Source organism: Lysobacter sp. Soil_C_15 (genome assembly GCF_057657315.1).
Window position 1 is genome coordinate 650,430 of the sequence record NZ_JBDGIR010000001.1, and the last position, 26,142, is coordinate 676,571.

Genomic DNA, 26,142 nt, shown 5'->3' on the forward strand with positions numbered 1-26,142 from the left:
CAGCGCTCCTTTGCAGCGCGCCGCCAGAGCGCGCGTGCGGGAGTGCGCGGTTGAAATCGCTGTTCCCGGCATCCATAGCAAAGCGCCGGCGTCATCCGCCGGCGCGACACTGCGTTCACTCGCACGATGCCGCGCCGCACCGCCGCAGCCCGGCGCATCGCGTCATAATCCCAGCCGGAGGTGCTCATGCACGGTGGCGGTCTCGAACTCGCGTTGTTGTTCCTGCTGGCCGCGGTCGTGGCGGTGCCGGTATTCCGCAAATTCGGCCTCGGCGCGGTGCTGGGCTACTTGGCCGCGGGCGTGGTGCTGGGGCCGTACGGGGTCAAGGTGATCCGCGACGCCGAGCCGGTGCTGGCCGCCTCGGAAATCGGCGTGGTCATGATGCTGTTCGTGATCGGCCTGGAACTGTCCCCGGCGCGGTTGCGGGTGATGCGCAAGCCGGTGTTCGGCGCAGGCGGCCTGCAGGTGCTGCTCAGCGGCATCGCCCTGGGCGCGCTGGCGCTGTTCGGCGCGCCGCTGGCCGACGTGCCGGTGGGCTGGAAGGCGGCGACGGTGATCGGCCTGGGCCTGGCGCTGTCCTCGACCGCGGTCTGCCTGCAGTTGCTGTCCGAACGCAAGGGGCTGGCCACCGATTACGGCCGGCTCGCGTTCGCGATCCTGCTGTTCCAGGACCTGGCCGCGATCCCGCTGCTGGCGGCGATTCCGCTGCTGGGCAAGGCCGCCGCGGTGGAAGGCCTGAACTGGATGGCGGTGGCCAAGGCGCTGGGCGCGATCGCAGCGGTGGTGTTCGGCGGCCGGGTGCTGCTGCGCCAGGTGTTCCGCGTCGTCGCCCGCACCCGCATGCCCGAGGTGTTCACCGGCGCGGCGCTGCTGACCGTCCTGGGGTCGGCCTGGATCATGCAGATCGCCGGGCTGTCGGCCGGCCTGGGCGCGTTCCTGGCCGGCGTGCTGCTGGCCGATTCGGAGTTCCGCCACGAGCTGGAATCGCAGATCGAACCGTTCAAGGGCCTGCTGCTGGGCCTGTTCTTCATGGCCGTGGGCATGAGCATCGACCTGCAGCGGGTGCTGGCCGAGCCGGTCACCATCGCCACGATCGTGTTCGCCCTGCTGGCGGTGAAATTCGTCCTGCTGTTCGGGGTCGGCATCAGCGCCGGCGGCCTGGACAGGCGCGGCGCGTTCCAGCTCGCCACGGTAATGTCGCTGGGCGGCGAGTTCGCCTTCATCGTGTTCAACGAAGCGGTCAAGGCGCGGCTGCTCGACGACCCGACCCGCGACCGCCTGATCGCCGCGGTCGGCGTGTCGATGGCGCTGACCCCTTTGCTGATGATCGCCGCCCAGCGCATGCTCGACGCGGCGCCGGCGGCGAAGGAAAAGCGCCCCTACGACGAGATTCCCGACCACCACCCGCAGGTGCTGCTGGCCGGCATGGGCCGCTTCGGCCAGATCATCGCCCGCCTGCTGGTCGCCCATCGCACGCCGTTCATCGCGATCGAGAACAGCGCCGACCAGGTCGACTTCATGCGTCGCTTCGGCACCATGATCTATTACGGCGACCCGGCCCGGCCGGAACTGCTGCGCTCGGCCGGCGCGGCCCAGGTCAAGGTGTTCGTGATCGCGATCGACGACCGCGAATCCGGCATCCGCACCGTGCGCACGATCCGCCGCCTGTATCCCAAGGCCAAGGTGTTCGCCCGCGCGCGCGACCGCCGCCATGCCTGGGAGCTGATGGACCTGGGCGCCGAGCCGATGCGCGAGACCTTCTTTTCCAGCCTCAAGCTGGGCGAGGACGTGCTGGTCGAGCTCGGGGTCGCGCCCGACGTCGCGCGCGACCACGTCGAGCGCTTCCGCGAGCTCGACGAGCGCATGCTCAACGCCCAGTACCTGGTCCACGACGACGAGGACGCGATCCTGCAGACCGCGCGCGATGCGCGCAAGGAACTGGAAGAGCTGTTCGACGCCGACCGCGGCGAGGGCCTGCTGGCGAACATGGTCGAGAAGCACACGTCGGTCGGGCCGGAGAATCCGACCCGGCATTGAGGCCGCGACCGCGAACGCACGGCCTCCTGTAGGAGCGGCGTCCCACGGGGATTTCCTGTGGTCATGAGCCGCGACCAACCGCAGCGCTGTACGAAAGCGCCGCAGCCGAAGCCCGGTAAGACGGCGCTTCTGATTGAAGGCGTGGAAGCCACGGCGTCGGCGGGATACGTGGTATCTCACCGCTTCGTTTGTCGCGGCTGACGCCGCTCCTACAGAAGAGCGCGCGCCGCTCCTACAGGGGCAGCGGTCAGTGCCCCGGGCCGCGCAGGAACCTGGCCATCGACATGTCGCGGCCGTTGCCGCTGCTCGGCGCGGGCGGGGCGAATTCGGCGGCGATGTCGACGAAGCCGCGCATCACCGCGATTTCGCGCGGGGTGCGGTTGAGCGCGTCGCGCAGGTCCGGGTTGGCGCCGTGGCGCAGCAGGCGCTGGACCACCCGCAGCAGGCCGTGCAGCGCGGCCAGGTGCAGCGGGCCGAAACCGCGCGGGTCCTGCACGTCGAGCGAGGCGTCGTGGTCGAGCAGCAGCTCCAGGCCGGCGATCAGCACGTCCTCGTCGGCGGCGGTGCCCGGCTCGGCGCGCGCGCCGAGCAGCAACAGCAGCGGCGTCGCGCCGGCCGCGGACTGGTCGGCGTCGACGCCGGCCAGCAGCAAGGTGTCGAACAAGGCCACCAGGCGGCTGCGCTCGCGCGCGGTGAAGCCGTACATCGCCGCGCAATGCAGGGCCATGCGGCCCTGGGCGTCGCGCGCATGGACGTCGGCGCCGGCGGCGAGCAGGCGCGCGGCCAGGTCGGTCAGGCCCAGAGCGCAGGCCACCATCAGCACGGTCAGGTCGCCCGGCAGGCGCTGCTCCAGCGACGCGCCGGCCGCGACCAGGCGGTCGACGATCTCGCCGTGGCGCATGCTGACCGCCGCCGACAGCGGGGTCGCGCCGGAATGGGCCGCGCGTTGCGGATCGGCGCCGCGCGCCAGCAGCAGGTCGACCACCGCGCGATGGCCGCCGCCGGCGGCGCGCAGCAAGGCGGTGCAGCCCTGGCTGTCGGGGGCGTCGACCGCCAGGCCCAGATCCAACAGGCGCCGCACCGCGTCGGCGTCGCCGACGATCGCCGCGGCCGGTACGTCGGCCTCGTGCAGGGCGCGCCGCGGCAGCGGCCAGCCGCGCCAGTCCAGCCAGTCGGCCAGGTCGCGCCGGCCCGAGGCCAGGGCCACGCCGAGCGGGGTCTGGCCGTCGGCGGCGAGCAGGTCGGGCGCGGCGCCCTGCGCCACCAGGCGCTTGAGCATCGCCTCGCGGCCCAGCGCCGCGGCCAGGTGCAGCGCGCTCATGCCGTGGCTGTCGCGGGTATTGAGGTCGACGCCGGCGGCGAGCAGGCGTTCGAGCAGGCGGCTCCAGCCCAGGCGCACCGCGATCGCCAGCGGCGGGTCGCCGGCCGGGGTCGGGGCGAACGCATCGGCGCCGCGCTCGAGCAGGTCGAGGGCGAATTGTTCCAGGCCGCGGGTGGCCTGGTCGCCGGCCGAGCAGGTGCCGAGGAAGCGGCCCAGGCCGCCGCGGCCGGCCGGCGAGACGCCGTGGCGCAGCAGCGCCTGCAGCGCCGGCAAGGCTTCCACGCCGCGGCCGAGCAGGGCGAACAGCACGGTGTCGCCGTGTTCGTCGCGTACCGCCGGGTCGGCGCCCTGCGCCAACAGCCACTCGATCCGCTGCGCGGTCGGCACCGCGCCTTCGTCTTCGAACAACTGCGCGCCCAGTTCGGTCGGGCTGAGCAGCTTGGCCAGCCCGGTCAGGTCGGCTTCGTGGCCTTCGCGCAGGCCGTCGCGCAGCAGCGCCGCCGGCATCCGGTCGACGATCACCCGCTCGCCCTCGCCCACCTCGCCGTCGCCCTCGCCGCTGACCGCGGCCGGCAACGGATAGGCGCGATCGAGCGCGGCGACCAGCGACCAGCGGCCGGCCTCGGCGGCGCGGTCGACCGCGCGCTTGCCGGAGCGGTCGCGCAGCTCCGGGTCCAGGCCGAGGTCGAGCAGGCGCACCACCAGCGGCGCCGAGGCGGTCTCGGCCTGGCAGGCGAGGATCAGCGCGCTGGCGCCGTCGGCGTCGACCGCCGCGGCCTCGGCGGCCCCGCCTTGCGGCAGGTGTTCGAGCAGCCGCTCCAGCACCGCCGGGCGGCCGCCGCGTGCGGCTTCCAGCAGCGGCGTGCGCTGTTGCAGGTCGATCGCGCGCGCATCGGCGCCGGCGGCGAGCAAAGCGGTGACGATGTCCAGATGGCCGGCGAACGCGGCCACGTGCAGGGCGCTGCGGCGCTGCGCGTCGCGCGCGTCGATGCGCGCCTTGTGCTTGAGCAGCAACTGCACGCCGGCCGGATCGTCCTCGTCGGCGCCGGCGGCGGCGAGCAGGGCGGGCGTGCCGCCGGGCTGTTCGGCCTTGGCGCCGCGTTCGAGCAGGAACTTGGCCAGGCGCCAGTTGCCGCTGGCGCAGGCCACCCCGAGCGGGGACAGGCCGTCGTCGTTGAGCGGGTCCAGTTCGGCCTGAGCGTCGAACAGCAGCGCGGCGACGCCCGGGTCGGAGCTGCGCGCGGCATGGTGCAGCGGAGTATTGCCTTCGTGATCAGCCAGGCGCGGATCGGCGCCGTTGGCGAGCAGGGTCATGACCGCGTCGGGACGGCCGTGCCAGCTGTCGCGGGTCGCGGCCAGCAAGGGCGTGGTGCCCACGGCGACGGCGTTGAGGTCGACGCCCTTGGCGATCAGCGCGCGCAACAGGCGCAGGTCCGGCAGCACCGCCGCCAGCACCGGCAGGCTGCGCCGGTCGCGGTCGTCGGCGGCCGGCAACGCGCGCACGTCGGCGCCCAGTTCGATCAGTTCCAGCGCGCGCTCGACCTTGCCGCCGCGCGCGGCGGCGTACAGCGCCGGCTCGAGCTCTTCGTCGAGCGCGGCGGCGTCGGCCGCCGCGGCACCGTCGAGTTCGGGCACGAATTCCACGCCGGGCAAGGCCTCGGCCGCGGGGATGCGCTGCAGCCACAGGTGCAGGGCCGGCGAGACCAGCGCCAGAGCGATGGCCAGACCCCAGCGCAGGCCAGCGGAGACGATCAGCCCCGGCCAGGCCAGCACCAGCACCAGCCCGACCAGGCCGGCGACGATCGCGGCCACGCCCAGGCCGCGCCAGGCGCCCAGGTCGAGATCGGCCAGCCGCGCCCAGGCCGGCGCCAGCGGCGCGCCGTCGCGTTCGACCTCCTGGTACAGCGGCCACAGCCGCCACAGGCCGAGCAGGATCAGGCCGGCGACCGCGCTCAGGCCGAGCGCGGCCAGCAAAGAACCTGTCTGCAGCAGGGCGCTCAGCGGCCAGGCCACCAGCGCCGCGGAGGCGACGGTGGCCCCGCCCCACAGCGCCGACAGGGCGAGCAGTTCCGGCTTCCAGCGCGGCGCGGCGTCGCGCCGGCCCCACAGCCGGGCGGCGATCGCGAACGCGGGTTGGGCCAGCGCGCCGCCGAGCAGGGCGATCAGCGCGCCGCCGAGGCCGCCGCCGAAGCCGGTGGCCAGGGCCAGCACCAGGCCGGCGCCTGCGGCGATGCCCAGGTCGCGGGAGGCGCTGTGCGCGGTCCGGGATTCAGGCATCGGGCGCGACCGCACTGGTCAGGGTCGGCGGGAACTGGATGTGGAAGCCGCGCGACTGCAGGTGCTCGCGCACGGTCGCGGCGTCGGCGCGGGCCAGCTTGCGCTGCGCGCTCAACTCGACTTCGAGCACGAATTGCAGCGAGCCCAACTGCTCGCGCAGCGGGTCGGGCAGGCGCTCGAAATCGTCGCGCGCGCTCAGGAACACGTAGGTGTCTGCCTTGCGGAGACTTTTATAAACGTAGGCTTGCATGAAGGCGGGCGGTACGGCCGGGGGACGGGTGTTTCTGCGCCGCAGGTGGGCTACAGCATACCCGCCCGTCCGTGCCGCGCGCACTTTCGCGTTCAGCGCCGGGCGCAGGCCGGGATGGTAGGACGGCCGCGGGCGCCGTGGCGGCGGACCGGCGTCCGCTGAGTCGCCGGTGCATCGTCCGCACTCGTCCCACGATCCGTCGCCCGACGGCCTGCTGCTGTCGCTCCCGTGCAGGCGAGCCGCGCCTTGCGTCGGCGGAGCCGGATACCCAGGGCTTTACCCAAGCATGGCGCCGGAGTCTCCGGATGCCCGCCTGCGCGGGCATGACGGCCGGAAGGTTCGCCGCCCGATCCGGCCGCCGACGGTCGCGACCGTCCCTCAGTGATACCCCGCGTCCGCCGCGATCTTGCCGCGGAACACCCGGTACGACCAATACGTGTAGCCCAGGATCGCCGGCAGCAGCACCACCAGGCCGGCCAGCACGAAGCCCTGCGAGGACGGCGGCGAGGCCGCATCCCACAGCGACAGCCCGGGGACGATGTTCGGCCAGATGCCCAGGATCAGGCCGAGGAAGCCGAGCACGAAGAACGCCAGCGCATGCAGGAAGGGATGGCCGTCGCGGCCCTCGCGCATCACCGAACGCCACAGCGCCCAGGCGTTGGCGACCACCAGCAAGGGCACCGGGAACAACCAGAGGAAATTGCCGCCCTCGAACCAGCGCGCCATGATCCGCGAGTCCAGGAACGGCAGCCAGGCGCTGACCAGGCCGATGAACACCGCCACCACCAGCACCAGCGGCCGCGCCAGGGTACGCGCGACCTGCTGCATGCGGCCCTCGGTCTTGAGGATCAGCCAGGTCGAGCCGAGCAGGGCGTAGCCGAACACCACCGCCGCGCCGGTCAGCATCGAGAACGGGCTGAACCAGTCGAACATGCCGCCGACGTACTTGCCTTCCTGCAGCGGCATGCCTTCGACCACGGCGCCGAGGATCACCCCCTGGGCGAAGGCGCACAGCAGCGAGCCCAGCGCGAACGCCGCGCCCCAGGCCGGCTTGGAACGGCGCGCCTTGAAGCGGAATTCGAACGCCACGCCGCGGAACACCAGCGCGATCAGCATCAGCAGCACCGGCAGGTACAGCGCCGACAACACCAAGGCATAGGCCTTGGGAAACGCCGCCAGCAGACCGGCGCCGCCGAGCACCAGCCAGGTCTCGTTGCCGTCCCAGATCGGCGCGGCGGTGTTCATCATGTGGTCGAGCTGGCCCTCGTCCTCGGCGAACGGCGCCAGGATGCCCAGGCCGAGCACGAAGCCGTCCAGCAGCACGTACATCAACACGCCGAAGCCGATCACGCCGAACCAGATCACCGGCAGCCAGTAGTCCATCGTCGTACTCCGTCTCGCTATGCGGCGGCGCTCAGGCGCCGGCCTCGCTGGATTCGTCCGGCACCGACAACGGCCGCGCCGGGGTGCGCTCGCCCTGCACCGTGCGCGGCGGCGGCTCGTGCGGATGCGGCCCCTTGGCCACCAGCCGGAACAGGTAGCGGATGCCGGCGCCGAACACGACCAGGTAGACCACCGCGAACACGATCAGCGAGCTGAGCACGCTCGCCGCCTCGACCGTCGGGCTGACCGCGTCGGCGGTGCGCAGCAGGCCGTAGATCACGTAGGGCTGGCGGCCGATCTCGACCACGTACCAGCCGGCGAGCAGGGCGACGAAGCCGCTCAGGCTCAGCCAGCGCCAGCCGTGCAGGGCCAGGCGCGAGGCGTACAGCTTGCCGCGCCACAGCTGCCAGGCCGAGAACAGCGCCACCAGCAGCATCGCCACGCCCAGCCCGACCATGATCCGGAACGCGTAGAACACCGGCTTGACCGGCGGCCGCTCGCTGGCCGGCACCGACTTCAGCGGCTGGATCTCGCCGTCCAGGCTGTGGGTCAGGATCAGGCTGCCGAGCTTGGGAATGGCGATCTCGTAGTCGTTGCGCTCCTCGCGCTCGTTCGGCACCGCGAACACCACCAGCGGCACGCCCTCGCCGGCCGGCCTGGCTTCCCAGTGCGCCTCCATCGCCGCGACCTTGATCGGTTGGAATTCGCGCGCCTTGAGCCCGTGCAGATCGCCGACCAGCACCTGCGCCGGCACGGTGATCGCGGCGAACACGGTCGCCGCCTTGAGCATGCGCTTGGCCGCGTCCACGTGCACGCCGCGCAGCAGATACGACGCGGCCACGCCGCCGATCACGAAGCAGGTGGTGATGAACGCCGCCAGCACCATGTGCGCCAGCCGGTACGGGAACGAGGGGTTGAACACGATCGCCCACCAGTCGGCGGGTTCGAACACGCCGTCGACGATCTTGTAGCCGGTCGGGGTCTGCATCCAACTGTTCGCCGACAGGATCCAGAACGCCGAGATCAGCGTGCCCAGCGCGACCATGCAGGTGGCGAGGAAATGCATCTTCTCCTCGACCCGGTTCCAGCCGAACAGCATCACCCCGAGGAAGGTCGCCTCCAGGAAGAACGCGGTCAGCACCTCGTAGGACAGCAGCGGGCCGAGGATGTTGCCGGCCTGTTCGCTGAGCACCGCCCAGTTGGTGCCGAACTGGAAACTCATGACGATGCCGGACACCACGCCCATGCCGAAGGACACGGCGAAGATCTTGGTCCAGAAGAAATACAGGTCGCGCCAGCCGGTGTCGCGAGTGCGCAGCCAGCGCCACTCCACGAACGCCAGCCAGCTCGCCAGGCCGATGGTGAAGGCCGGGAACAGGATATGGAACGAGACCACGAAGCCGAACTGGATCCGCGACAGCAACAGGGCGTCCACGCGCTTGCCTCCACGGCGCGATGGGTGCGCCGGCCGGGTCATATTGCGTCGCAGCACGCGACCGCGACGGCGGCTTGCCGGAACCACATAAACCGCAAAGCCAGTGAGCGCAGCGTGGTGACAGTCCGTCCCAGACCCGCGTGCGCGGCGCAAACACCGCCGCCGCAAGGCCCGCATCGCCACCGTCCACCGCACCGCCGCAACGCCGACCGCCAAGGTCCCTGCGACAAACCGCAGCACGCCCGCGCGGACGAACTTCGCCCCGGCACCCGCCCCTCGCCCGAGTTTTGCGCGAACCCGCCCAAATCCCCGATTCCGCAAACCCCGCCGTACCGGCCTTGCTCCCACCCATTCCCTATTCCCCATTCCCGGCGGCCCACCGTGACCAACGGCCGACCCGTTCGCTGCCCCCCGGCTGCTACCCTGCGCACACTTTTGTCCCACGCCCAGAGCCCGCTCCATGCGCATCTCCTACGCCACGCTCGCCGCGCTGCCCTGCGCCCTGCTCGCCAGCGCCGCCTTCGCCCAGAGCGCGCCGCTGACCCTCGCCGACACCATGGCCAACCCGGACTGGATCGGCGCCCCGGTCGAGGCCGCCTGGTGGGCCTGGGACGGCCAGCGCGTGCAATACCAGCTCAAGCGCGACGATTCGATCGTCCGCGACACCTGGCAGGCCGGCGTCGGCGGCGGCGCGCCGCAGCGGGTCGACGGCGCGGCGCGCGCCGAGCTCGATGCCGCCGCCCCGGTCTACGACGCCCAGCGCACCCGCATGGCCTACGTCCGCAACGGCGACGTGTTCGTGCGCGACCTGCGCAGCGGCGCGCTGACCCAGGTCACCCGGAGCAACGACACCGAGGCGCGGCCGCAATTCGGCCGCGACGGCAACCTGGTGTTCCGGGTCGACAACCAGTGGTACCAGTGGCGCGCCGGACAGGGCGTGAGCCAGGCCGCGCAGGTGCGCGCCGAGAACGACCCGGCCAAGCCGCCCAAGGCCGACGCGTTGCGCGACTACCAACTGGCGACCATCGACACCCTGCGCAACGACCGCGCCCAGCGCGAGGCCGCGCGCGAGCAGGACGAGGCCTGGCGCCGCGCCGACGCCAGCCGCGCGCCCAAGCCGGTCTATCTCGGCGACGAGGTCGAGATCGCCGACAGCGCGCTGTCGCCGGACGCGCGCTACCTGCTGGTGGTGACCCAGGCCAAGAAGGGCGACGCCGGCCAGGGCGGCAAGATGCCCAAGTACGTGACCGAATCGGGCTACGAGGAATTCGAGGAAGTGCGCACCCGGGTCGGCCGCAACGAACCGCTGGCGCAGAAGCTGTGGCTGGTCGACGTCGCCAACGCCAAGGCCAGCGAACTCAAGTTCGACACGCTGCCGGGCATCGCCGTCGACCCGCTGGCGGCGCTGCGCAAGGCCGCCAAGCAGGAGCCGCTCAAGGGCGACCGCCCGGTGCGGGTGGAAACCGACGGCGACGGCAGCGGGGTGTCGATCCGCTGGAGCGACGACGGCCGCCAGGCCGCGGTGCTGATCCGGGCGATCGACAACAAGGACCGCTGGCTGGCCTCGGTCGACCTGGCCCAGGCCAAGCTGCAGACCCGCCACCGGCTCACCGATCCGGCCTGGATCGGCTGGAACTTCAACGATTTCGGCTGGACCCCAGACGGCGCTTTGTGGCTGCTGTCCGAACAGAGCGGCTATTCGCACCTCTACCTCAGCGACGGCGGCGCGCCGCGCGCGCTGACCTCGGGCCGGTGGGAAGTCTCCGAGCCGCGCCTGTCCGCCGACGGCAAGAGCTTCTATTTCCTGTGCAACCGCAAGTGGCCGGGCGACTACGAAGTCTGCGCGGTCGACCGCCAGGGCGGCGCCGTGCGCGAGGTCACCGCGCTGGACGGGGTGGAGAATTTCGCCCTGTCGCCGGACGGCCGCAAGCTGCTGGTGCGCTACTCCGACAGCTACCTGCCGCCGCAGCTGGCGGTGGTCGGCAGCGACGGCGAAGGCCTGGTCAAGCTCACCGATACCCGCAAGGACGCGTTCAAGGCGCGCGAATGGATCCGCCCCGAGTACGTGCAGATCCCGTCCAAGCACGGCGCCGGCACGATCTGGGGCAAATACTACGGCCCGAAGACCGTCGAGCCGGGCAAGAAGTACCCGGTGGTGATGTTCGTGCACGGCGCCGGCTACCTGCAGAACGTCAGCGCGCGCTACCCGAACTACTTCCGCGAGCAGATGTTCCACAACCTGCTGGTGAACGAAGGCTACATCGTCCTGGATCTCGACTATCGCGCCTCGGAAGGCTACGGCCGCGACTGGCGCACGGCGATCTACCGGCAGATGGGCCATCCGGAGCTCGAGGACTACCTGGACGGTCTGGACTGGCTGGTCGCCAACAAGCAGGGCGACCGCGACCGCGCCGGCATCTACGGCGGTTCCTACGGCGGCTTCATGACCTTCATGGCGCTGTTCCGCAGCCCCGGCACGTTCAAGGCCGGCGCCGCGCTGCGCCCGGTCGCGGACTGGTCGCAGTACAACCACGAGTACACCTCGAACATCCTCAACACCCCGGAACTCGATCCGCAGGCGTACAAGAAGTCCTCGCCGATCGAGTACGCCGCCGGGCTCAAGGACAGCCTGCTGATCGCCCACGGCATGATCGACGACAACGTGTTCTTCAAGGACTCGGTGATGATGACCCAGAAGCTGATCGAGCTGCGCAAGGACAAGTGGGAGATCGCCCCCTATCCGCTGGAACGCCACGGCTTCGTCCATCCGGACGCCTGGTACGACGAGTACCGGCGCATCCACGAGCTGTTCAATCGCACGCTGAAGTGAGCGTCGATTGAAAGGACTGGCGCGCAACGCGGTTTTGCCCGTCGCCGTCGGCCTGTGGTCGGCGGCGTGGAGCGCGCTGCCCTACTCGATGTACCGGCAACTCGACGAGCCGTTGCGCTCGCCGATGCTGGAAGCGGCCGCCTTCGTCGGCTCGATCCTGTCTCGGCGGTTGGGCGTGAGCGCCCTGTCCCCACTGGCGCTGCAGACCATCGCCGTGTTTGCGGCGGCCGCCGTCGCGGCGGCGATCTGGCGAGGCGCGCTGAGAAGGCTCGACAGCCGGTTCGATTCCGCGCCGACGGTCCGTTGGAGCCTGGGCTCGATGCCGATGCTCGCGCTGTGGAGTGCGGGCTTGTTCGCCGGCATCGCCTTGGCGCTGCATCCCCCGGGCGATCTCTAGGCCTGATCGGTGGCCGATCGCGGTCGGCGTCGCGGCGTCGCTGCCGTTGCTGTGCTGGCGCGGCGAGATCGTCGATTCGCCGCAGCTTCCCCGGTTTTGGGCGCCGGCTTGGCCTGGCCTGTTCCCGGCCGGGTTCGCCGTGCTGATGGCGGCGTTGTACTGGGCCCTGACCACCGCGCTCGATATCGCCGCCGGCGCGGCCGCCTGGGCCAGGCTGGCAGCCGGCCTGACCGAGATGGCCATCGCGAGCGCGCTGCTGGTAGCGGCCGGATCGCCGTGGCTATCGCGCGCGCGCCCTTCGCGCGTGCTGCGTGTGGCCGCCGATGCGTTGCGGATCGCGCCCGTGCGCGCCGCTTTCGCGATCCAATGGCGCATCCACGGATGGTTCGCGCTGGTACTGGGCCCTGCCGTGCTGGCGATGGCATGGGATCAGATCCATCTCGCACCGCAAGCGGCCGCTTCGTTCGCATCGATCGGGCAAGACGTCCCCGTGTGGCTGAGTCGATGGACCGGCATCGAGACCTGGCTGGTGTGGAGCTGGCATATCCCCGTTGCCGCCGCGCAAGCCTGGCTGGTGCTCCTGTGCACCGCCCGGGCCTTACGGCGAGCAAACCCGCCGCCGCACGCCACCCAGTGAGCGGCGCCGGACCGGCAGCCGTCGTGGCGGACGGATGCCCGCGGCGCGGCGCCCCGCGACCGAACGCCGCAGCGGCCGCCTGACCCAAATCAAATCCGCGCCGGCCGACGCCGCTAGAATGCGCGAATGAACGATTTCGACCGCGTACGCGACTACCTCACCGGTCTGCAGGACCGCATCTGCGCCGCCATCGAACAGGCCGACGGCGGCGCCCGCTTCGTCGAAGACCGCTGGCAGCGCGCCGAAGGCGGCGGCGGGCGCACCCGCGTGCTGCGCGGCGGCAAGGTATTCGAGCAAGCCGGGATCGGCTTCTCCGACGTGTCGGGCAGCAAGCTGCCGCCCTCGGCCAGCGCGGCGCGGCCGGAACTGGCCGGCGCCTCTTGGCGCGCGGTCGGGGTGTCGCTGGTGTTCCACCCGCACAACCCCTATCTGCCGACCACTCACGCCAATGTGCGCCACTTCCGCGCGATGCGCGACGGCGAGACCGTGGCCTGGTGGTTCGGCGGCGGCTTCGACCTGACCCCGTTCTACCCCTTCGACGAGGACGTGCGCCACTGGCACCGCACCGCGCGCGCGCTGTGCGAGCCGTTCGGCGCCGAGGACCGGTACCAGGCGCACAAGCGCTGGTGCGACGAGTACTTCTTCCTCAAGCACCGCAACGAAACCCGCGGTGTCGGCGGCCTGTTCTTCGACGATCTGCACGACGATTTCGAACGCGACTTCGCCTATCAGCGCGCGGTCGGCGACGGCTTTCTCGACGCCTACCTGCCGCTGGTCGAACGCCGACGCGACACGCCCTACGGCGAGCGCGAGCGGCAGTTCCAACTGTACCGCCGCGGTCGCTACGTCGAGTTCAACCTGGTCTTCGACCGCGGCACCCTGTTCGGCCTGCAGTCCGGCGGCCGCACCGAATCGATCCTGATGAGCCTGCCGCCGCTGGTGCGCTGGGAGTACGGTTTCCAACCCGAAGCCGGCAGCGACGAAGCGCGGCTGGCGGAGTATCTGGTGGCGCGGGATTGGGTTTGAAGCGAGGAGTGAGCGCAGAGGAGTGAGGATCGAGCAACGGCCGCGACTTTGGCTTTACTCACTCCTCACTCCTCTGCGCTCGCTTCCGGCTCCTACTCACTTCTCGCTGCGCTTCAAAATCGTAATCCGCCCGTTGGTCTCCAGCATCGCCACCTCGATCTGATCGACTTCGTCGCAGTCGTTCTCGCGCATCGCTTTTTCGAAGTCGGCGCGGCTGACCAGCTCGCGCCGCAGTACCTGACGCAGCACCCGGCCGTGGCGCGCCAGCACCACCGGCTCGCCTTCGAGCAGGCGCTCGGCGCGCTCGCTGCGCGCGGCGACGTAGCCGACCGCCCAGTTCAGCGCCATCAGCGTCGCCGCCAGCAGCAGGCCGCCGCCGACCGAGGTGTCGCTGCCGAGCAGGGCGTTCTGCACCGCGTTGCCGAGCAGCACGATCAGCAGCATGTCGAACGAGGTGAACTGGCCCATGGTGCGCTTGCCCGACAGCCGGATCAGCGCCAGCAGGACGAAATAGACCACGCAGGCGCGCAGCGGGTAGTGCCACCAGGGCATCGACAGGTCGAAGGCATCGGTCATGGGCGCGGCTCCGCATCGTTCGGGCGCCGCCGCGGTCGCGCCGCGGCGGCAGGACCCGGCGATTTTGGACCGCGGCGGCGTGCAGCGCGCGTGCAGCCGCCGGCGCAGCGCGTTGTAACGCAATGTGCGCCGCGTCACTTGTTGAGTTTGATTCGCATTTGCATCTTCTACGCGACCGTCGCAGAATGCGCACGCTTCGCCCGCCGAGGATTTCAGCCAGCGCGGAGCCTCTCCCACATCCGCGCAGAACCGGCGCCCGGCGACCGTCCGGCGGCGCGCGTTCGCGCCCCTGCCGAAGGAACGCCGCCCGATGTCCGCCTCCTCCTCCCGCCTGCTGTCCGGCCTGGCCCTGCTCGCCTGCGCGCCGCTGGCGCATGCGGCCGACGCCGCAGACGCCGGCGACAGCGCCCGCACCCTGGACGCGATCACCGTGGTCGCCGAGCGCGAGCCCGGCAACTTCGACCTCGACCGCAGCGAGATCGAACTGACCCAGGCCTCCGACCTCGGCGACCTGCTGTCCAACGAATCCGGCGTCGCCGTCGGCGGCGGCTCGCCGGTGGCGCAGAAGGTCTACGTGCGCGGCTTCGAAGACACCTTGCTCAACGTCAGCATCGACGGCGCGCAGGAACCGGCCGAGCTTTACCACCACCAGACCCGGGTCCAAATCGAGCCGGAGTTCATCAAGTCGATCGAACTCGACGCCGGCGCCGGCGCGGCCACCGCCGGCGCCGGCGCGCTGACCGGCGCGATGCGGGTGCGCACCCGCGACGCCTTCGACCTGCTGCGCCCGGGCCAGGACGCCGGCGTCCTGGTCAAGGCCCAGGCCGGCCTCAACGGCGAGAACAGCAGCAAGGGCGTGCTGGCCGGCTACGGCCGCCTGTCCGACCGGCTCGGCCTGCTCGTCACCTACGTCTACCAGGACGGCGGCGACTACGACGACGGCCACGACGACCGGGTCGAGCCGACCGGCTACCGCCACGAGCGCGCCCAGGCCAAGCTCAGCGGCCTGTTCGACGCGCACCAGTTCGATTTTTCGGCCGAGCAGTTGGAAGACACCGGCACCTACTACGAACGCCCGCACATGACCAACTTCAGCGGCCGCTTCGTGCTGTCCGACCACCGCATGCGCCGCACCACCTACGCCTACGAACACCGCTTCGATCCGGACGGCGAGGCGCTGAACCTGCGCTTCAACGCCTACCGCACCCGCAGCGACTACCAGAACCGGCGCAACACCACCGGCCTGCTGTACGGCTGGGGCGAACAGACCAGCACCGGCTTCGACCTGCGCAACACCTCGGTCTGGGACGCGCTGTCGCTGACCTACGGCGTGGACTACCGCGGCGACCGCCTGCACGCACTGCAACAGGCCACGCCGCGCCCGTTCTGGGGCCGCACCGAACAAACCGCGAAGGTGTTCGGCGCCTATGCCCAGGGCGAATGGCGGGCCTCGCCGCAGTGGAAGCTGGCCGCCGGCCTGCGCTGGGACGACTACCGCCACCAGGGCGAGTCGGGCGTCAGCGCCGGCGCGCGCAACGACCAGGCCAAGCTCAGCCCGAACCTGTCGCTGACCTGGACCCCGGTCGAATCGCTGAGCCTGCGCGCGGCCTATTCGCAGGCCTTCCGCGGCGTGACCATCCGCGAGGCCTTCTTCAGCTCGCTCTACACCCACCGCGGCGACCTCGACGGCGAGCAGGCCGACAACCTCGAATTCGGCATCGCCTGGGAACGCGACGGCTTCTTCGCCCGCGCCACCGTGTTCCGCCAGCGCATCGAGAACTACATCAACGCGGTCTACGACGGCGGCGCCGCCTGGGGTTACTGGGAGAACGTGGGCACGGCCAAGGTCGACGGCTACGAGGCCGAGCTCGGCCAGCGCTGGGAGCGCAGCGGCTGGAGCCTGGGGGTGTGGAACTCGGACAATCAGCTCGACGGCCGCCCGCTCAACGACGCCGACCTCGGCCTGGGCACCCGCATCGGCCGCACCTGGACCGCGCGCTTGGACTGGCAGCCGGCCTCGGCCCAGGCCAGCTACGCGATCCGCGCGCGCCTGGTCGAGGACGAGCGCAACTCGATCGCTCCGGCCGCGCCGGACAAGCCCGGCTACGCGGTGGTCGACGTGATGGCGAACTGGAACCTGCTCGGCGACGACCGGCTCAAGCTGGGCGCGGCGATCAACAATCTGTTCGACCGTTTCTATTACGACCACGGCACCTACGGCTATCAGGCCGGGACCAAGAGCTACATCGGCTTCCCGTCGCCGGGCCGCGAGCTGTCGCTGTCGCTGACCTATCGCTACTAGTCCGGCCGCGCCGGGCGCGGGGCAGGCCGCCTCGCGCCCGGGTCGCCGGCGCCGATTACCGCGTCGGATTCGTTCGAGCAACGACTCGACACGAACTTGGCACATTTAGATAGTTAACTGGGCCCGGTTAATGTCGGCAGCGCGACACATTAACTCGCTGAATGAAATCGCCAGCGGCACTTTCCGCGGCACAAATAAAAAGCCCCGCGGGCAGGGGGGGCCGGCGGGGCTGGTGGAGCGGGACCTGGGGAGGGGTCGTACGCTCCGGGGGATCACTCCAGGGGAGGGAGAGATCAGCGACAGACGTTGCATCTGTCGCGGCCTATATGACCATCTCCCACATGGATAGTTCGTGAAGATCGGAGTTAATAATTTGTTGGATTCAGGAGGGATTCATTAAGCCCAGTCCAGCAAAATCAATAGCTTCCAGATAATCAATGCGCTTCGTCCCAGTTAATCCCGACCCCGCTGTCGACGACGAGCGGTACCCGCAGGCTCGCCGCGGCCGACATCCGGGCCGAGGCCTGCGCCACCAGGGTATCGACGAAACCGTCGTCGACCTCGAACACCAGTTCGTCGTGCACCTGCAGGATCATCTTGGCCTGCCCGCCCTGCCCGGCCAGCCAGCCGTCGATGTCGATCATCGCCCGCTTGATGATGTCGGCCGCGGTACCCTGCATCGGCGCATTGATCGCGGCGCGCTCGGCGCCGGCGCGCAGGCCCTGGTTGGAGGCCTTGATGTTCTCCAGGTATAGGCGGCGGCCGAACACGGTTTCGACATAACCCTGGTCGCGCGCCTCCTGGCGGGTGCGCTCCATGAAATCGCGCACCCCGGGATAGCGGCTGAAGTACAGGGCGATGTAGTCCTGCGCCTCGCCGCGGCCGATGCCGAGCTGGCGCGCCAGGCCGAACGCGCTCATGCCGTACATCAGGCCGAAGTTGATCGCCTTGGCGGCGCGACGCTCGTTGCCGCTGACCTCGTCGATCGAAGCCTTGCCGAACACCTCCGCGGCGGTGGCGCGATGCACGTCGGCGCCGGATTCGAACGCGCGCACCAGGCCGGCGTCCTCCGACAGGTGGGCCATGATCCGCAACTCGATCTGCGAATAGTCGCAGGCGACCAGTCGCCGGCCCTGCGGGGCGACGAAGGCGCGGCGGATGCGGCGGCCGTCGTCGGTGCGGATCGGGATGTTCTGCAGATTCGGGTCGCTGGAGGCGAGCCGGCCGGTGGCGGCGCCGGCCTGGTGGTAGCTGGTGTGGACGCGGCCGGTGTGCGGATTGACCATCTCCGACAGCTTGTCGGTATAGGTGCTGCGCAGCTTGGCCAGGCCGCGGTACTCCAGGATCACCCGCGGCAGCTCGTGCTGGTCGGCGATCGCCTCCAGCGCCTCTTCGTTGGTCGACGGCGCGCCGGACGGGGTTTTGACCAAGGCCGGCAGCTTGAGCTCGTCGAACAGCAGCGCGCCGAGCTGCTTGGGCGAATCCAGGTTGAAGGCGCGCCCGGCCAGCTCGGTAGCCTTCTGCTGCGCGGCGAGCATGCGCCGCGACAGGTCGGCCGACTGCCGGCGCAGTTCGTCGCCGTCGATCATCACCCCGTTGGCCTCGACCCGCGCCAGCACCGGCACCAACGGCATTTCGATCTCGCGGTAGACGCGCTCCAGCGCCGGCTCGGCGGCCAGGCGCGGGCCCAGCACCCGGTGCAGGCGCAGGGTCACGTCGGCGTCTTCGGCGGCGTAGCGGGTCGCGTCGTCGATGGCGACCTGCGAGAACGCGATCTGCTTGGCGCCCTTGCCGGCGACATCGGCGTACTTGATCGTGTCGTAGCCGAGGTAACGCTTGGCCAGCGAGTCCATGTCGTGGCGGCTGGCGGTGGCGTTGTAGACGAAGCTTTCCAGCATGGTGTCGTCGGCGTAGCCGGCGACCTCGACCCCGTGCCGGCGCAGCACGTGCAGGTCGTACTTGCCGTGCTGGCCGAGCTTGCGCCTGGCCGGGTCGGCGAACGCGGGACGCAGCGCGGCCAGCACCTGCTCGCGATCGAGCTGGGCCGGCGCGCCGGGATAGTCGTGGCCGACCGGCACATACACCGCACGGCCGCTGCGGGTGGCGAAGCTGAGCCCGACCAGGTTGGCCTGCATCGCATCCAGCGAGTCGGTCTCGGTGTCGAAGGCGAACTCCTCGGCCGCCTGCAGTTCGGCGACCAACGCATCGAGCTGGGCCTGGGTGGTCACCGCCTCGTATTCGCCGGGCGCGGCCAGTGCGGCGTCGGGCGTTTCCGCCGCGGCGCTGGAACGGGCATGGCCGGCGGCGGTGGCGCGCAGGCCGGCGCGGTCGGCGGCCAGCTCGTTGGCGGCCGCGGCGGCGCCGCCCTCGAGTTCGCGCAGCGCCTGCTTGAAGCCGTAGCGCGCGTACAGGGTGCGCAGCGATTCGCTGTCGCGCTCGCGCAGGGCCAGTTCCTGCGGGCCGCGCTCGAGCTCGACGTCGGTCTTGATCGTCGCCAACTGGCGGTTCAGCGGCAACCGCGGCAAGGCCGCGCGCAGGTTGTCGCCGATCTTGCCCTTGATCTGCGCGGCATGCTCGATCACCCCGTCCAGGGTGCCGTACTCGCCCAGCCACTTGGCCGCGGTCTTGGGCCCGCATTTCTCCACGCCGGGGATGTTGTCGACGCTGTCGCCCATCAGCGACAGCAGGTCGACGACCTGGTTGGGGTTGACCCCGAACTTGGCGAACACCGCCTCGTCGGAGTCCATCCGGCTGCCGCTCATGGTGTTGACCAGGACCACGCCCGGCCGCACCAGCTGGGCGAAATCCTTGTCGCCGGTGGAGATGGTCACGTCGATGCCGTCGGCCGCCGCGCGCAGGGCCAGGGTGCCGATCACGTCGTCGGCCTCGACCCCGTCGATGCGCAGGATCGGGATGCCCAGCGCCTCGACGATCTCGCACATCGGCAGCACCTGCGCGCGCAGGTCGTCCGGCATCGGCGGGCGGTTGGCCTTGTACTGCGGATCGAGATCGTCGCGGAAGGTCTTGCCGGGCGCGTCGACCACGAAGGCGACGAAATCGGGCCGTTCGCTCAAGGTCGAGCGCAGCATGTTGACCACGCCGAACAGGGCGCCGGTGGGCTCGCCCGCGTCGTTGCTCAAAGGCGGCAACGCATGGAAGGCGCGGTAGAGGTAGCTGGAACCATCGATGAGGACGAGTCGTTTCATGTCCGCGATTCTACGCCCGCCGGTCTCGCAGCCCGAAACCGGCACCGGGCCATGCGCGCGCTTCACCGCATCCGGCGTATCCTGTCGGCCTGAAGCAACCGCCCAAGAATGGAGAACCGCCATGCGCGCCCCCAACGCGACGTCGGTCGCAGTGTTCGCCTCGCCCCGGGCCCTGTTCGCCGCCACCGCCCTGCTCGCCCTGGCCCTGACCGGCTGCGCCAGCGCCGGCGCCGCCGCGGACGACCCCACCGCCGGCCTGCGCAACGCCGAAATCCGCACCCGCACGGTCGAGAACGGCGACGTGCTGGAGGAATACCGCGTCGCCGGCCAGTTGCGCGCGGTCAAGGTGACCCCGGCGCGCGGCCCGATCTATTACCTGGTCGACGAAAACGGCGACGGCCGCCTGGACAGCAGCAAGGGCGAGGGCACGGTGTCGCCGGTGTATTTCAAGTTGTTCAGCTGGTAGGAGCCAGGAGCGAGTGGAGAGGAGCGAGGAGTGAGCGGGTTCGCCGCCGAATCCCAGCCTCTGTTCTTGCTCTGGCCTTCGCTCGCTCCCCACTCCTCTCCGCTATCTCCTGGCCCCATGGACATCCGCACCATCGTCGGCGACACCGCCCTGCGCCAGGTCTGGCCGCTGGTCTCGCAGCTGCGCCCGGACTTCGACGAGGAGCGTTTCGTCGCCCAGATGCATCGCCAGATCGCCGAGGGCTGCCGCGCCACCGTGGCCTACGACGAACAAGGCCTGCCGCGCGCGTTCGCCTGCTGGCGGGTCATGGAGATGCTTGCGGTCGGCCTGCATGTCTATGTCGACGATCTGATCGTCGACCAGACCGTGCGCAGCCGCGGCTACGGCAAGGCCCTGCTCGACTGGCTCAAGGCCGAGGCCAAGCGCCTGGGCTGCGCGCGCCTGCAGCTGGACTCGGGCACCCAGCGCCAGGACGCGCACGCCTTCTACCTGCGCGAGCGCTTGCGCATCGAAGCCTTCCACTTCGGCGTCGCCCTCGACTGAGGCCGGCGACGCGACGCTGAACCGTCGCGCGGCTCCGGCCCGAACGGCACACGAGATCGTCCGCGCGGCCTGCTAGGGTGGCGGGGCCACGGGGGGTGGCGACAGGGACGACGTCGATGGCGCTCGGGTTCCGACGGCAATCGCGCGGGCGGGCAGCGGCCGCCGGGTTTCGGCTGCCGTGGCTGCTGGCGCTCGCCTGGCTGCTGGCCGGCTGCGGCGAACGCGCCGCCGACCTGGAGCATCCGCAACGCTACGACGCGCCCGGCCTGCGCCTGCAGGTGCCGGGCAACTGGCGCATCGGCGAGGACCGGCGCATCGGCCAGGTCCAGTACCTGACCGTGGAAAGCCCGGGTTCGGCGCTGTTCGTGGCCATCGTCGGCAGCGGCCGCGGCCAGGAGCTGGACACCTTCGCCCGCAGCTTCGCCGCCGAAGCCGACCGGCAACTGCCGCCGTCGTCGGTGCCCGGCCACCGCTTCGAGCGCGGCGGCTTCGCCGAAGGCGCGATCCGCGAGCGCTACAGCCTGCGCCTGGGCGGCGTCGACGTGCCGCACCGGCGCGAGTACCGCAAGGTCACCGGCGCGCGCCGCAGCGCGTTCCTGATCACCCAGGGCGCCGAGCAGGACCTGGACAAGACCCAACCCGGCTTCGACCTGCTGCTGCGCTCGTTCGAGCTGCCCGAAGCGCCGTAGCGCGCCGCGCTCAGCGCGTGCCGCCCGCGTCGGCGCGACCGGGCCGCAGCAGCCGCCACGACGCCACCGCCAGCCGCGGCACCACCGCCGCCAGCGCCGGCGCGATGCAGGCCAGTTGGATCCACAGGTAATTGAACGCCAGGTTGACCGGCAGCCCGCTGTGCCACTGGTCCGGATCGGCGGCGAAGCGCAGCAGGGCCGGCACCGGGGTCAGCAGCAGGCAGAACAGCAGCCCGCGCACCGCCGCGCCGGTGCCGCGGCTGAGCCAGGCGATCGGGGCGAGGAAGGCGAAGCCGACCAGCTCGTGAAAACCCATGCCGAACGGCAGGTCCGGGGCCCAGCCCGGCACGCTCATGACCTTGCCGAACAGATAGGCCTGCGGGTGCGCCGCGACGACCGCGGACAGGCCGATCAGGCCGTAGCCGAACAACGTCAGGTTCCAGTGCCGATCCGAAGCAGGCCGATTCGAAGCAGGCCGATCCGAAGCACGCTGATTCGAAGCAGGCCGATCCGAAGCGCGCCGGTCCGAAGCTTGGCTTGTATCCATGAGTCGCTTTCCTTGGCGGCGCCGTCGCCCGATGCGGCGGCGCGGTGGTTCGTCCTTGCGCCGGCGGCCGCTCGCGGCCGGCCCGGCGTCGCTATCGCGATCGGTTCGGCGCGATCGCAGCTACGCGATCGCGCCGCGGCGGCCGGCCCGCTCAGGCCGGCTGCAGGTTCGCGTACGCCAACACCAGCCACTTGCTGCCGGCGTCGTCGAAGTTGACCTGCACCCGCGCGTGCGCGCCGCTGCCCTCGTAGTCGGTGACCGTACCGGTGCCGAAGCTGGGATGGCGCACCTGCGCGCCCAGCCGCACCGGTGGCGCCTCGATCGCGGCATGGCCCGGGTCGCGGCGCGGCGCGGCGTTGTACATCGGCCGCGACACCTGGACCTTGGGCCGGACCTCGTTGAGCAACGCGGTGGGAATCTCGCGCAGGAAGCGCGACGGCACGCCGAACATGTCCATGCCGTGGATGCGCCGGGTCTCGGCGTAGCTCAGCACCAGCTTCTCGCGCGCGCGGGTGATGCCGACATAGGCCAGCCGGCGCTCCTCTTCCAGGCGCCCGGATTCCTCGGTCGAGCGCCCGCTCGGGAACAGCCCTTCCTCCAGGCCGCCGAGGAACACCAGCGGGAACTCCAGGCCCTTGGCGCTGTGCAGGGTCATCAGCTGGACCCCATCCTCGCCGGCCTGAGCCTGGCCTTCGCCGGCTTCGAGCGCGGCGTAGCTGAGGAAGGCGATCAGCTCGGGCATCGCCGCCGCATCGTCCTCGTCGCTGCGGGTGAAGCGCGAGGCCACCGAGACCAGTTCGTCGAGGTTGTCGGTGCGCGAGTCGAGCTGGCCGCGCGATTCGTTGGCGTAGTGGTCGCGCAGGCCCGAGCGCTGCAGCACGTGGTCGATCTTCTCCTGCAGCGGGATTTCGGTCACGTCGGCCTGCAGGGCGTCGACCAGGGTCGCGAAGCCGGCCAGGGCGTTGCGCGCGCGCGCCGCCAGCACGCTTTCGCCGGACACGCGGCGCGCGGCTTCCCATAGCGACACCGCGTCGGCGCGGGCGCGCTTGCGCACCTCGTCGAGGGTGCGCTCGCCGATGCCGCGGGTCGGGGTGTTGACCGCGCGCTCGAACGCCGCATCGTCGTCGCGGTTGGCGATCAGGCGCAGATAGGCCAGGGTGTCCTTGATTTCGGCGCGTTCGAAGAAGCGCTGGCCGCCGTAGACCCGGTACGGCACCTGCTCGGACAGCAAGGCTTCTTCGTAGGCGCGCGACTGCGCGTTGCTGCGGTAGAGCACGGCGACGTCGCCGTAGCTGCCGCCGTCGCGCACCCACTGGCGCAGGCGCTCGACCACGAAGCGCGCCTCGTCCATCTCGTTGTAGGCCGCGTACAGGTCGATCGGCTCGCCGTGGCCGGTATCGGTCCACAGTTTTTTGCCGAGCCGGTCCGGGTTGTGGGCGATGACCGCGTTGGCGGCGTCTAGGATGTTGGCGCTGGAGCGGTAGTTCTGCTCCAGGCGGATGGTCTGCGCGCCGGGGAAGTCGCGCAGGAAGCGCTGCACGTTCTCGACCTTGGCCCCGCGCCAGCCGTAGATCGCCTGATCGTCGTCGCCGACCACGAACACGTGGCCGGTGTCGCCGGCGAGCACGCGCACGAAGGCGTACTGGATCGCGTTGGTGTCCTGGAACTCGTCGACCAGGATCTCGCGGAAGCGGGTGCGGTAATGGGTCAGCAGGGCCGGGTTGTCGCGCAGCAGTTCGTGCGCGCGCAGCAGCAGCTCGGCGAAGTCGACCAGGCCGGCGCGCTCGCAGCGTTCCTGGTAGGCCTCGTAGCAGCGCAGCATCACGTCCGACCAGTCGTCGCCGCCGGGCTGGATGTTGCGCGGGCGCCGGCCCTCGTCCTTCTGCGCGTTGATCCACCAGGCGATCTGGCGCGGCGGGAAGCGGGTCTCGTCCAGTTCCAGCGCCTGCACCACGCGCTTGACCAGGCGCAGCTGGTCGTCGCTGTCGAGCACCTGGAAGCCTTCCGGCAGCTTGGCCTCCTGCCAGTGCAGGCGCAGCAGGCGGTGGGCCAGGCCGTGGAAGGTGCCGATCCACATCCCGCGCGCGCCGCGCGCCAGCTGCGCGTCGACGCGCTGGCGCATCTCGCCGGCGGCCTTGTTGGTGAAGGTCACCGCGAGAATGCCGTGGGTCGGCACGCCGAAGACTTCGTTGAGCCAGGCGATGCGGTGGGTCAGCACGCGGGTCTTGCCGCTGCCGGCGCCGGCCAGGACCAGATAGTGGCCGGGCGGGGCCGAAACGGCTTCGCGCTGGGCCGGATTGAGTGCGTCGAGCAGGTGCGATACGTCCATCGCGCTATTGTAGCGGCGATGCCTGCGGGAACCTTCGCGGCGCCGCCAAGATCCAAGCCGAACATGCCGACCCGTTCACCCTGGCTGCGCCGCCTCGCCGCCGTCGCCCTCGCCGCGGCGACGCTGCATGCGCAGGCCCGGGGCGCGGCCGAGGACGTGCGCGAGGACATACGCGAGGACACACGCGAGGACATACGCGAGTTTAGCGACGGCGCGCGCCGGCTGCGGATCGTGGTCGAGAACGCGTCCGACCCGGCCCGCGCCGCGCTGCTGCAGGGCTGGCTGAACGAGTGCGCGCGCGCCGCATCGACCGCATTCGGACAACTGCCGCTGGACTACGCCGAGGTGCGGATCCGCGAAGTGCCGCCGGGACGCGACCGCAGCCCGGTGCCCTGGGGCCAGACCCGGCGCGACGCGGACGGGGTCGCGGTGCTGCTGTTCGTGCGCGCCGACGCCGGTCTGGACGAGTTGCGCGCCGACTGGACCGCGGTGCACGAACTCGCCCATCTGTTCCACCCCTTTCTCGGCGACGACGGCCGCTGGCTGGCCGAGGGCCTGGCCAGCTACTACCAGAACGTGCTGCGCGCCCGCGCCGGCCTGCTGAGCGCCGACGAAGCCTGGCGCCGGCTCGACGCCGGTTTCGCGCGCGGACGCCGGGTCGGCCCGGGCGCGCGCATGGACGCGATCGGCCGCGGCCGCGCCGGCACCATGCGGGTGTACTGGGCCGGCGCCGCGTATTGGCTGGATGCCGACGTGACCCTGCGCCGCGAGCACGGCAGCAGCCTGGACCGGGCGCTGGCGCGGTATGCGCGCTGCTGCCTGGACGGCGGCGCCGAGCTGAGCCCGCAGCGATTCGTCGCCGCGCTCGACCGCGCCGGCGGCGCGGGCGTGTTCGCCCGGTTGTACCGGCGCCACGCCGCGCTGCGCGAGTTCCCCGCGCAGCAGGCGAGCTACGCGGCGCTGGGCCTGAGCGTCGAGGACGGCCGGCTGCGGTTCTCTCAGCGCGCCGAGGCGGCGCGCCTGCGCGCAGCGATCATGCGCGCGCCGGCGACCGCGCCGGCGCGCTGAGTCCGCACCCGGGCCTCAGTGGGCCTTGGCCGGCTTGTGCGCGGCGGCGCTGCTCATCAGCTTGTCGGTCCAGGCGATGCCGATCGCCGAGATGATGAACAGGAAATGGATCAGCGCCTGCCACATCACCCCCTGTTCGGTCAGCTGACTGCAGCCGGCGGTGGCGTTGGCGACGCCGTTGGCGGTCGCGGCGGCCGCGGCCTGGGCGGCGGTGAAAGCCTCCGGCGTGCCGCACAGCGGCAGGCCCAGGTTGCCGGCGCCGATGAAGGTCTTGAGCAGGTGGATCGAGGAGATGCCGATGATCGCCATCGCCAGCTTGACCTTGAGCACGCTGGCGTTGACGTGGCTCAGCCATTCCGGCTGGTCCGGATGGCCTTCCAGGCGCAGGCGCGAGACGAAGGTTTCGTAGCCGCCGACGATCACCATCACCAGCAGGTTGGAGATCATCACCACGTCGATCAGGCCGAGCACGATCAGCATGATCGACTGCTCGGTCAGGGTCGCCGCGTCGTGGACCAGGTGGATCAGCTCGCGCACGAACTGGAACACGTACACGCCCTGGGCGACGATCAGGCCCAGGTATAGCGGCAGCTGCAACCAGCGCGAGCTGAAGATCAGGGCCGGCAGGGGATTGAGTCGGTTGATCTTGGGATCGGACATGGGGTAGCTCATGAAATCAGACAGATACAGCGCCCAAGAGTAGCCCGCGACGATGGCCGCCGTCATGTCGGGCCGGCCCCAGGGCCGATCGGCGGGACGGGCCATTCCATCCGGGCCCAGGCCCCGTGCGCCGGGCCGCGCTTACACTGCGGCCTTTGCCGGC

Annotated in this window: 19 protein-coding genes; 10 read left to right on the plus strand and 9 right to left on the minus strand. The window is 70.9% G+C overall.

Features of this window, described 5'->3' with window-relative positions; all coding sequences use genetic code 11:
* Positions 1-186 precede the first annotated feature (186 nt).
* Positions 187-2,037, plus strand: a complete 1,851-nt coding sequence (locus tag AC3A57_RS02735; protein WP_487577462.1) for a monovalent cation:proton antiporter-2 (CPA2) family protein — start codon at positions 187-189, stop codon at positions 2,035-2,037.
* Positions 2,038-2,284: 247 nt separating this feature from the next.
* Here AC3A57_RS02735 and AC3A57_RS02740 read toward each other — a convergent pair whose 3' ends face one another.
* The 4 genes from AC3A57_RS02740 to AC3A57_RS02755 all read right to left on the minus strand — a co-directional run bounded on the left by AC3A57_RS02740 (position 2,285) and on the right by AC3A57_RS02755 (position 8,703).
* Entirely contained in the window at positions 2,285-5,635 is a 3,351-nt protein-coding gene (locus AC3A57_RS02740) for an ankyrin repeat domain-containing protein (RefSeq protein ID WP_487577463.1), read from the minus strand.
* Positions 5,628-5,885 carry a YcgL domain-containing protein gene (locus AC3A57_RS02745; RefSeq protein WP_487577464.1) on the minus strand — a complete coding sequence of 86 codons (258 nt, stop codon included), beginning with the start codon at positions 5,883-5,885 and terminating at the stop codon, positions 5,628-5,630. The genes AC3A57_RS02740 and AC3A57_RS02745 overlap by 8 nt, the downstream gene beginning before the upstream one ends.
* A 378-nt stretch (positions 5,886-6,263) precedes the next feature.
* Complete coding sequence (cydB, locus tag AC3A57_RS02750; RefSeq protein WP_487577465.1) at positions 6,264-7,268, minus strand: cytochrome d ubiquinol oxidase subunit II; 1,005 nt, start codon at positions 7,266-7,268, stop codon at positions 6,264-6,266.
* Between the two features lie 31 nt (positions 7,269-7,299).
* Positions 7,300-8,703 carry a cytochrome ubiquinol oxidase subunit I gene (locus AC3A57_RS02755; protein ID WP_487577466.1) on the minus strand — a complete coding sequence of 468 codons (1,404 nt, stop codon included), beginning with the start codon at positions 8,701-8,703 and terminating at the stop codon, positions 7,300-7,302.
* Positions 8,704-9,163: 460 nt separating this feature from the next.
* On the opposite strand from AC3A57_RS02755, the gene AC3A57_RS02760 reads away from it, so the two are divergent.
* From AC3A57_RS02760 to hemF, 4 genes are all read left to right on the plus strand, one after another.
* Positions 9,164-11,533, plus strand: a complete 2,370-nt coding sequence (locus tag AC3A57_RS02760) for a S9 family peptidase (RefSeq protein ID WP_487577467.1) — start codon at positions 9,164-9,166, stop codon at positions 11,531-11,533.
* Positions 11,534-11,567: 34 nt separating this feature from the next.
* Complete coding sequence (locus tag AC3A57_RS02765; protein WP_487577468.1) at positions 11,568-11,930, plus strand: hypothetical protein; 363 nt, start codon at positions 11,568-11,570, stop codon at positions 11,928-11,930.
* 46 nt (positions 11,931-11,976) lie between these two features.
* Positions 11,977-12,567, plus strand: coding sequence for a hypothetical protein (locus AC3A57_RS02770; protein ID WP_487577469.1), 591 nt, complete (start codon positions 11,977-11,979; stop codon positions 12,565-12,567).
* A 126-nt stretch (positions 12,568-12,693) separates the two neighbouring features.
* Positions 12,694-13,593 (plus strand): oxygen-dependent coproporphyrinogen oxidase, encoded by a 900-nt coding sequence (hemF, locus tag AC3A57_RS02775; RefSeq protein WP_487577470.1) that lies wholly within the window; start codon positions 12,694-12,696, stop codon positions 13,591-13,593.
* Between the two features lie 96 nt (positions 13,594-13,689).
* Here hemF and AC3A57_RS02780 read toward each other — a convergent pair whose 3' ends face one another.
* Positions 13,690-14,169, minus strand: a complete 480-nt coding sequence (locus AC3A57_RS02780; RefSeq protein WP_487577471.1) for a DUF421 domain-containing protein — start codon at positions 14,167-14,169, stop codon at positions 13,690-13,692.
* Positions 14,170-14,479: 310 nt separating this feature from the next.
* On the opposite strand from AC3A57_RS02780, the gene AC3A57_RS02785 reads away from it, so the two are divergent.
* The gene (locus AC3A57_RS02785; RefSeq protein ID WP_487577472.1) at positions 14,480-16,471 is read left to right on the plus strand and encodes a TonB-dependent receptor domain-containing protein; all 1,992 of its coding nucleotides are present in this window, start codon (positions 14,480-14,482) and stop codon (positions 16,469-16,471) included.
* Positions 16,472-16,905: 434 nt separating this feature from the next.
* Here the strand turns inward: AC3A57_RS02785 and polA are convergent, their stop codons facing one another.
* On the minus strand, positions 16,906-19,677 hold the full coding sequence (gene polA, locus AC3A57_RS02790) for a DNA polymerase I (protein ID WP_487577473.1): 2,772 nt from the start codon (positions 19,675-19,677) through the stop codon (positions 16,906-16,908).
* A 121-nt stretch (positions 19,678-19,798) separates the two neighbouring features.
* On the opposite strand from polA, the gene AC3A57_RS02795 reads away from it, so the two are divergent.
* From AC3A57_RS02795 to AC3A57_RS02805, 3 genes are all read left to right on the plus strand, one after another.
* Positions 19,799-20,143 (plus strand): DUF2782 domain-containing protein, encoded by a 345-nt coding sequence (locus tag AC3A57_RS02795; protein WP_487577474.1) that lies wholly within the window; start codon positions 19,799-19,801, stop codon positions 20,141-20,143.
* 117 nt (positions 20,144-20,260) lie between these two features.
* Positions 20,261-20,686, plus strand: a complete 426-nt coding sequence (locus AC3A57_RS02800) for a GNAT family N-acetyltransferase (RefSeq protein ID WP_221670419.1) — start codon at positions 20,261-20,263, stop codon at positions 20,684-20,686.
* Between the two features lie 116 nt (positions 20,687-20,802).
* Entirely contained in the window at positions 20,803-21,375 is a 573-nt protein-coding gene (locus AC3A57_RS02805) for a hypothetical protein (RefSeq protein WP_221670420.1), read from the plus strand.
* 10 nt (positions 21,376-21,385) lie between these two features.
* Here AC3A57_RS02805 and AC3A57_RS02810 read toward each other — a convergent pair whose 3' ends face one another.
* Both AC3A57_RS02810 and uvrD read right to left on the minus strand, forming a co-directional pair.
* The gene (locus AC3A57_RS02810) at positions 21,386-21,805 is read right to left on the minus strand and encodes a hypothetical protein (protein WP_487577475.1); all 420 of its coding nucleotides are present in this window, start codon (positions 21,803-21,805) and stop codon (positions 21,386-21,388) included.
* A 268-nt stretch (positions 21,806-22,073) separates the two neighbouring features.
* Positions 22,074-24,251 (minus strand): DNA helicase II, encoded by a 2,178-nt coding sequence (gene uvrD / locus AC3A57_RS02815; protein WP_487577476.1) that lies wholly within the window; start codon positions 24,249-24,251, stop codon positions 22,074-22,076.
* 63 nt (positions 24,252-24,314) lie between these two features.
* On the opposite strand from uvrD, the gene AC3A57_RS02820 reads away from it, so the two are divergent.
* Entirely contained in the window at positions 24,315-25,319 is a 1,005-nt protein-coding gene (locus AC3A57_RS02820) for a M61 family metallopeptidase (protein WP_487577477.1), read from the plus strand.
* A gap of 15 nt (positions 25,320-25,334) precedes the next feature.
* Here AC3A57_RS02820 and AC3A57_RS02825 read toward each other — a convergent pair whose 3' ends face one another.
* Positions 25,335-25,979 (minus strand): TIGR00645 family protein, encoded by a 645-nt coding sequence (locus AC3A57_RS02825; RefSeq protein WP_487577478.1) that lies wholly within the window; start codon positions 25,977-25,979, stop codon positions 25,335-25,337.
* Between the last annotated feature and the right edge of the window lie 163 nt (positions 25,980-26,142).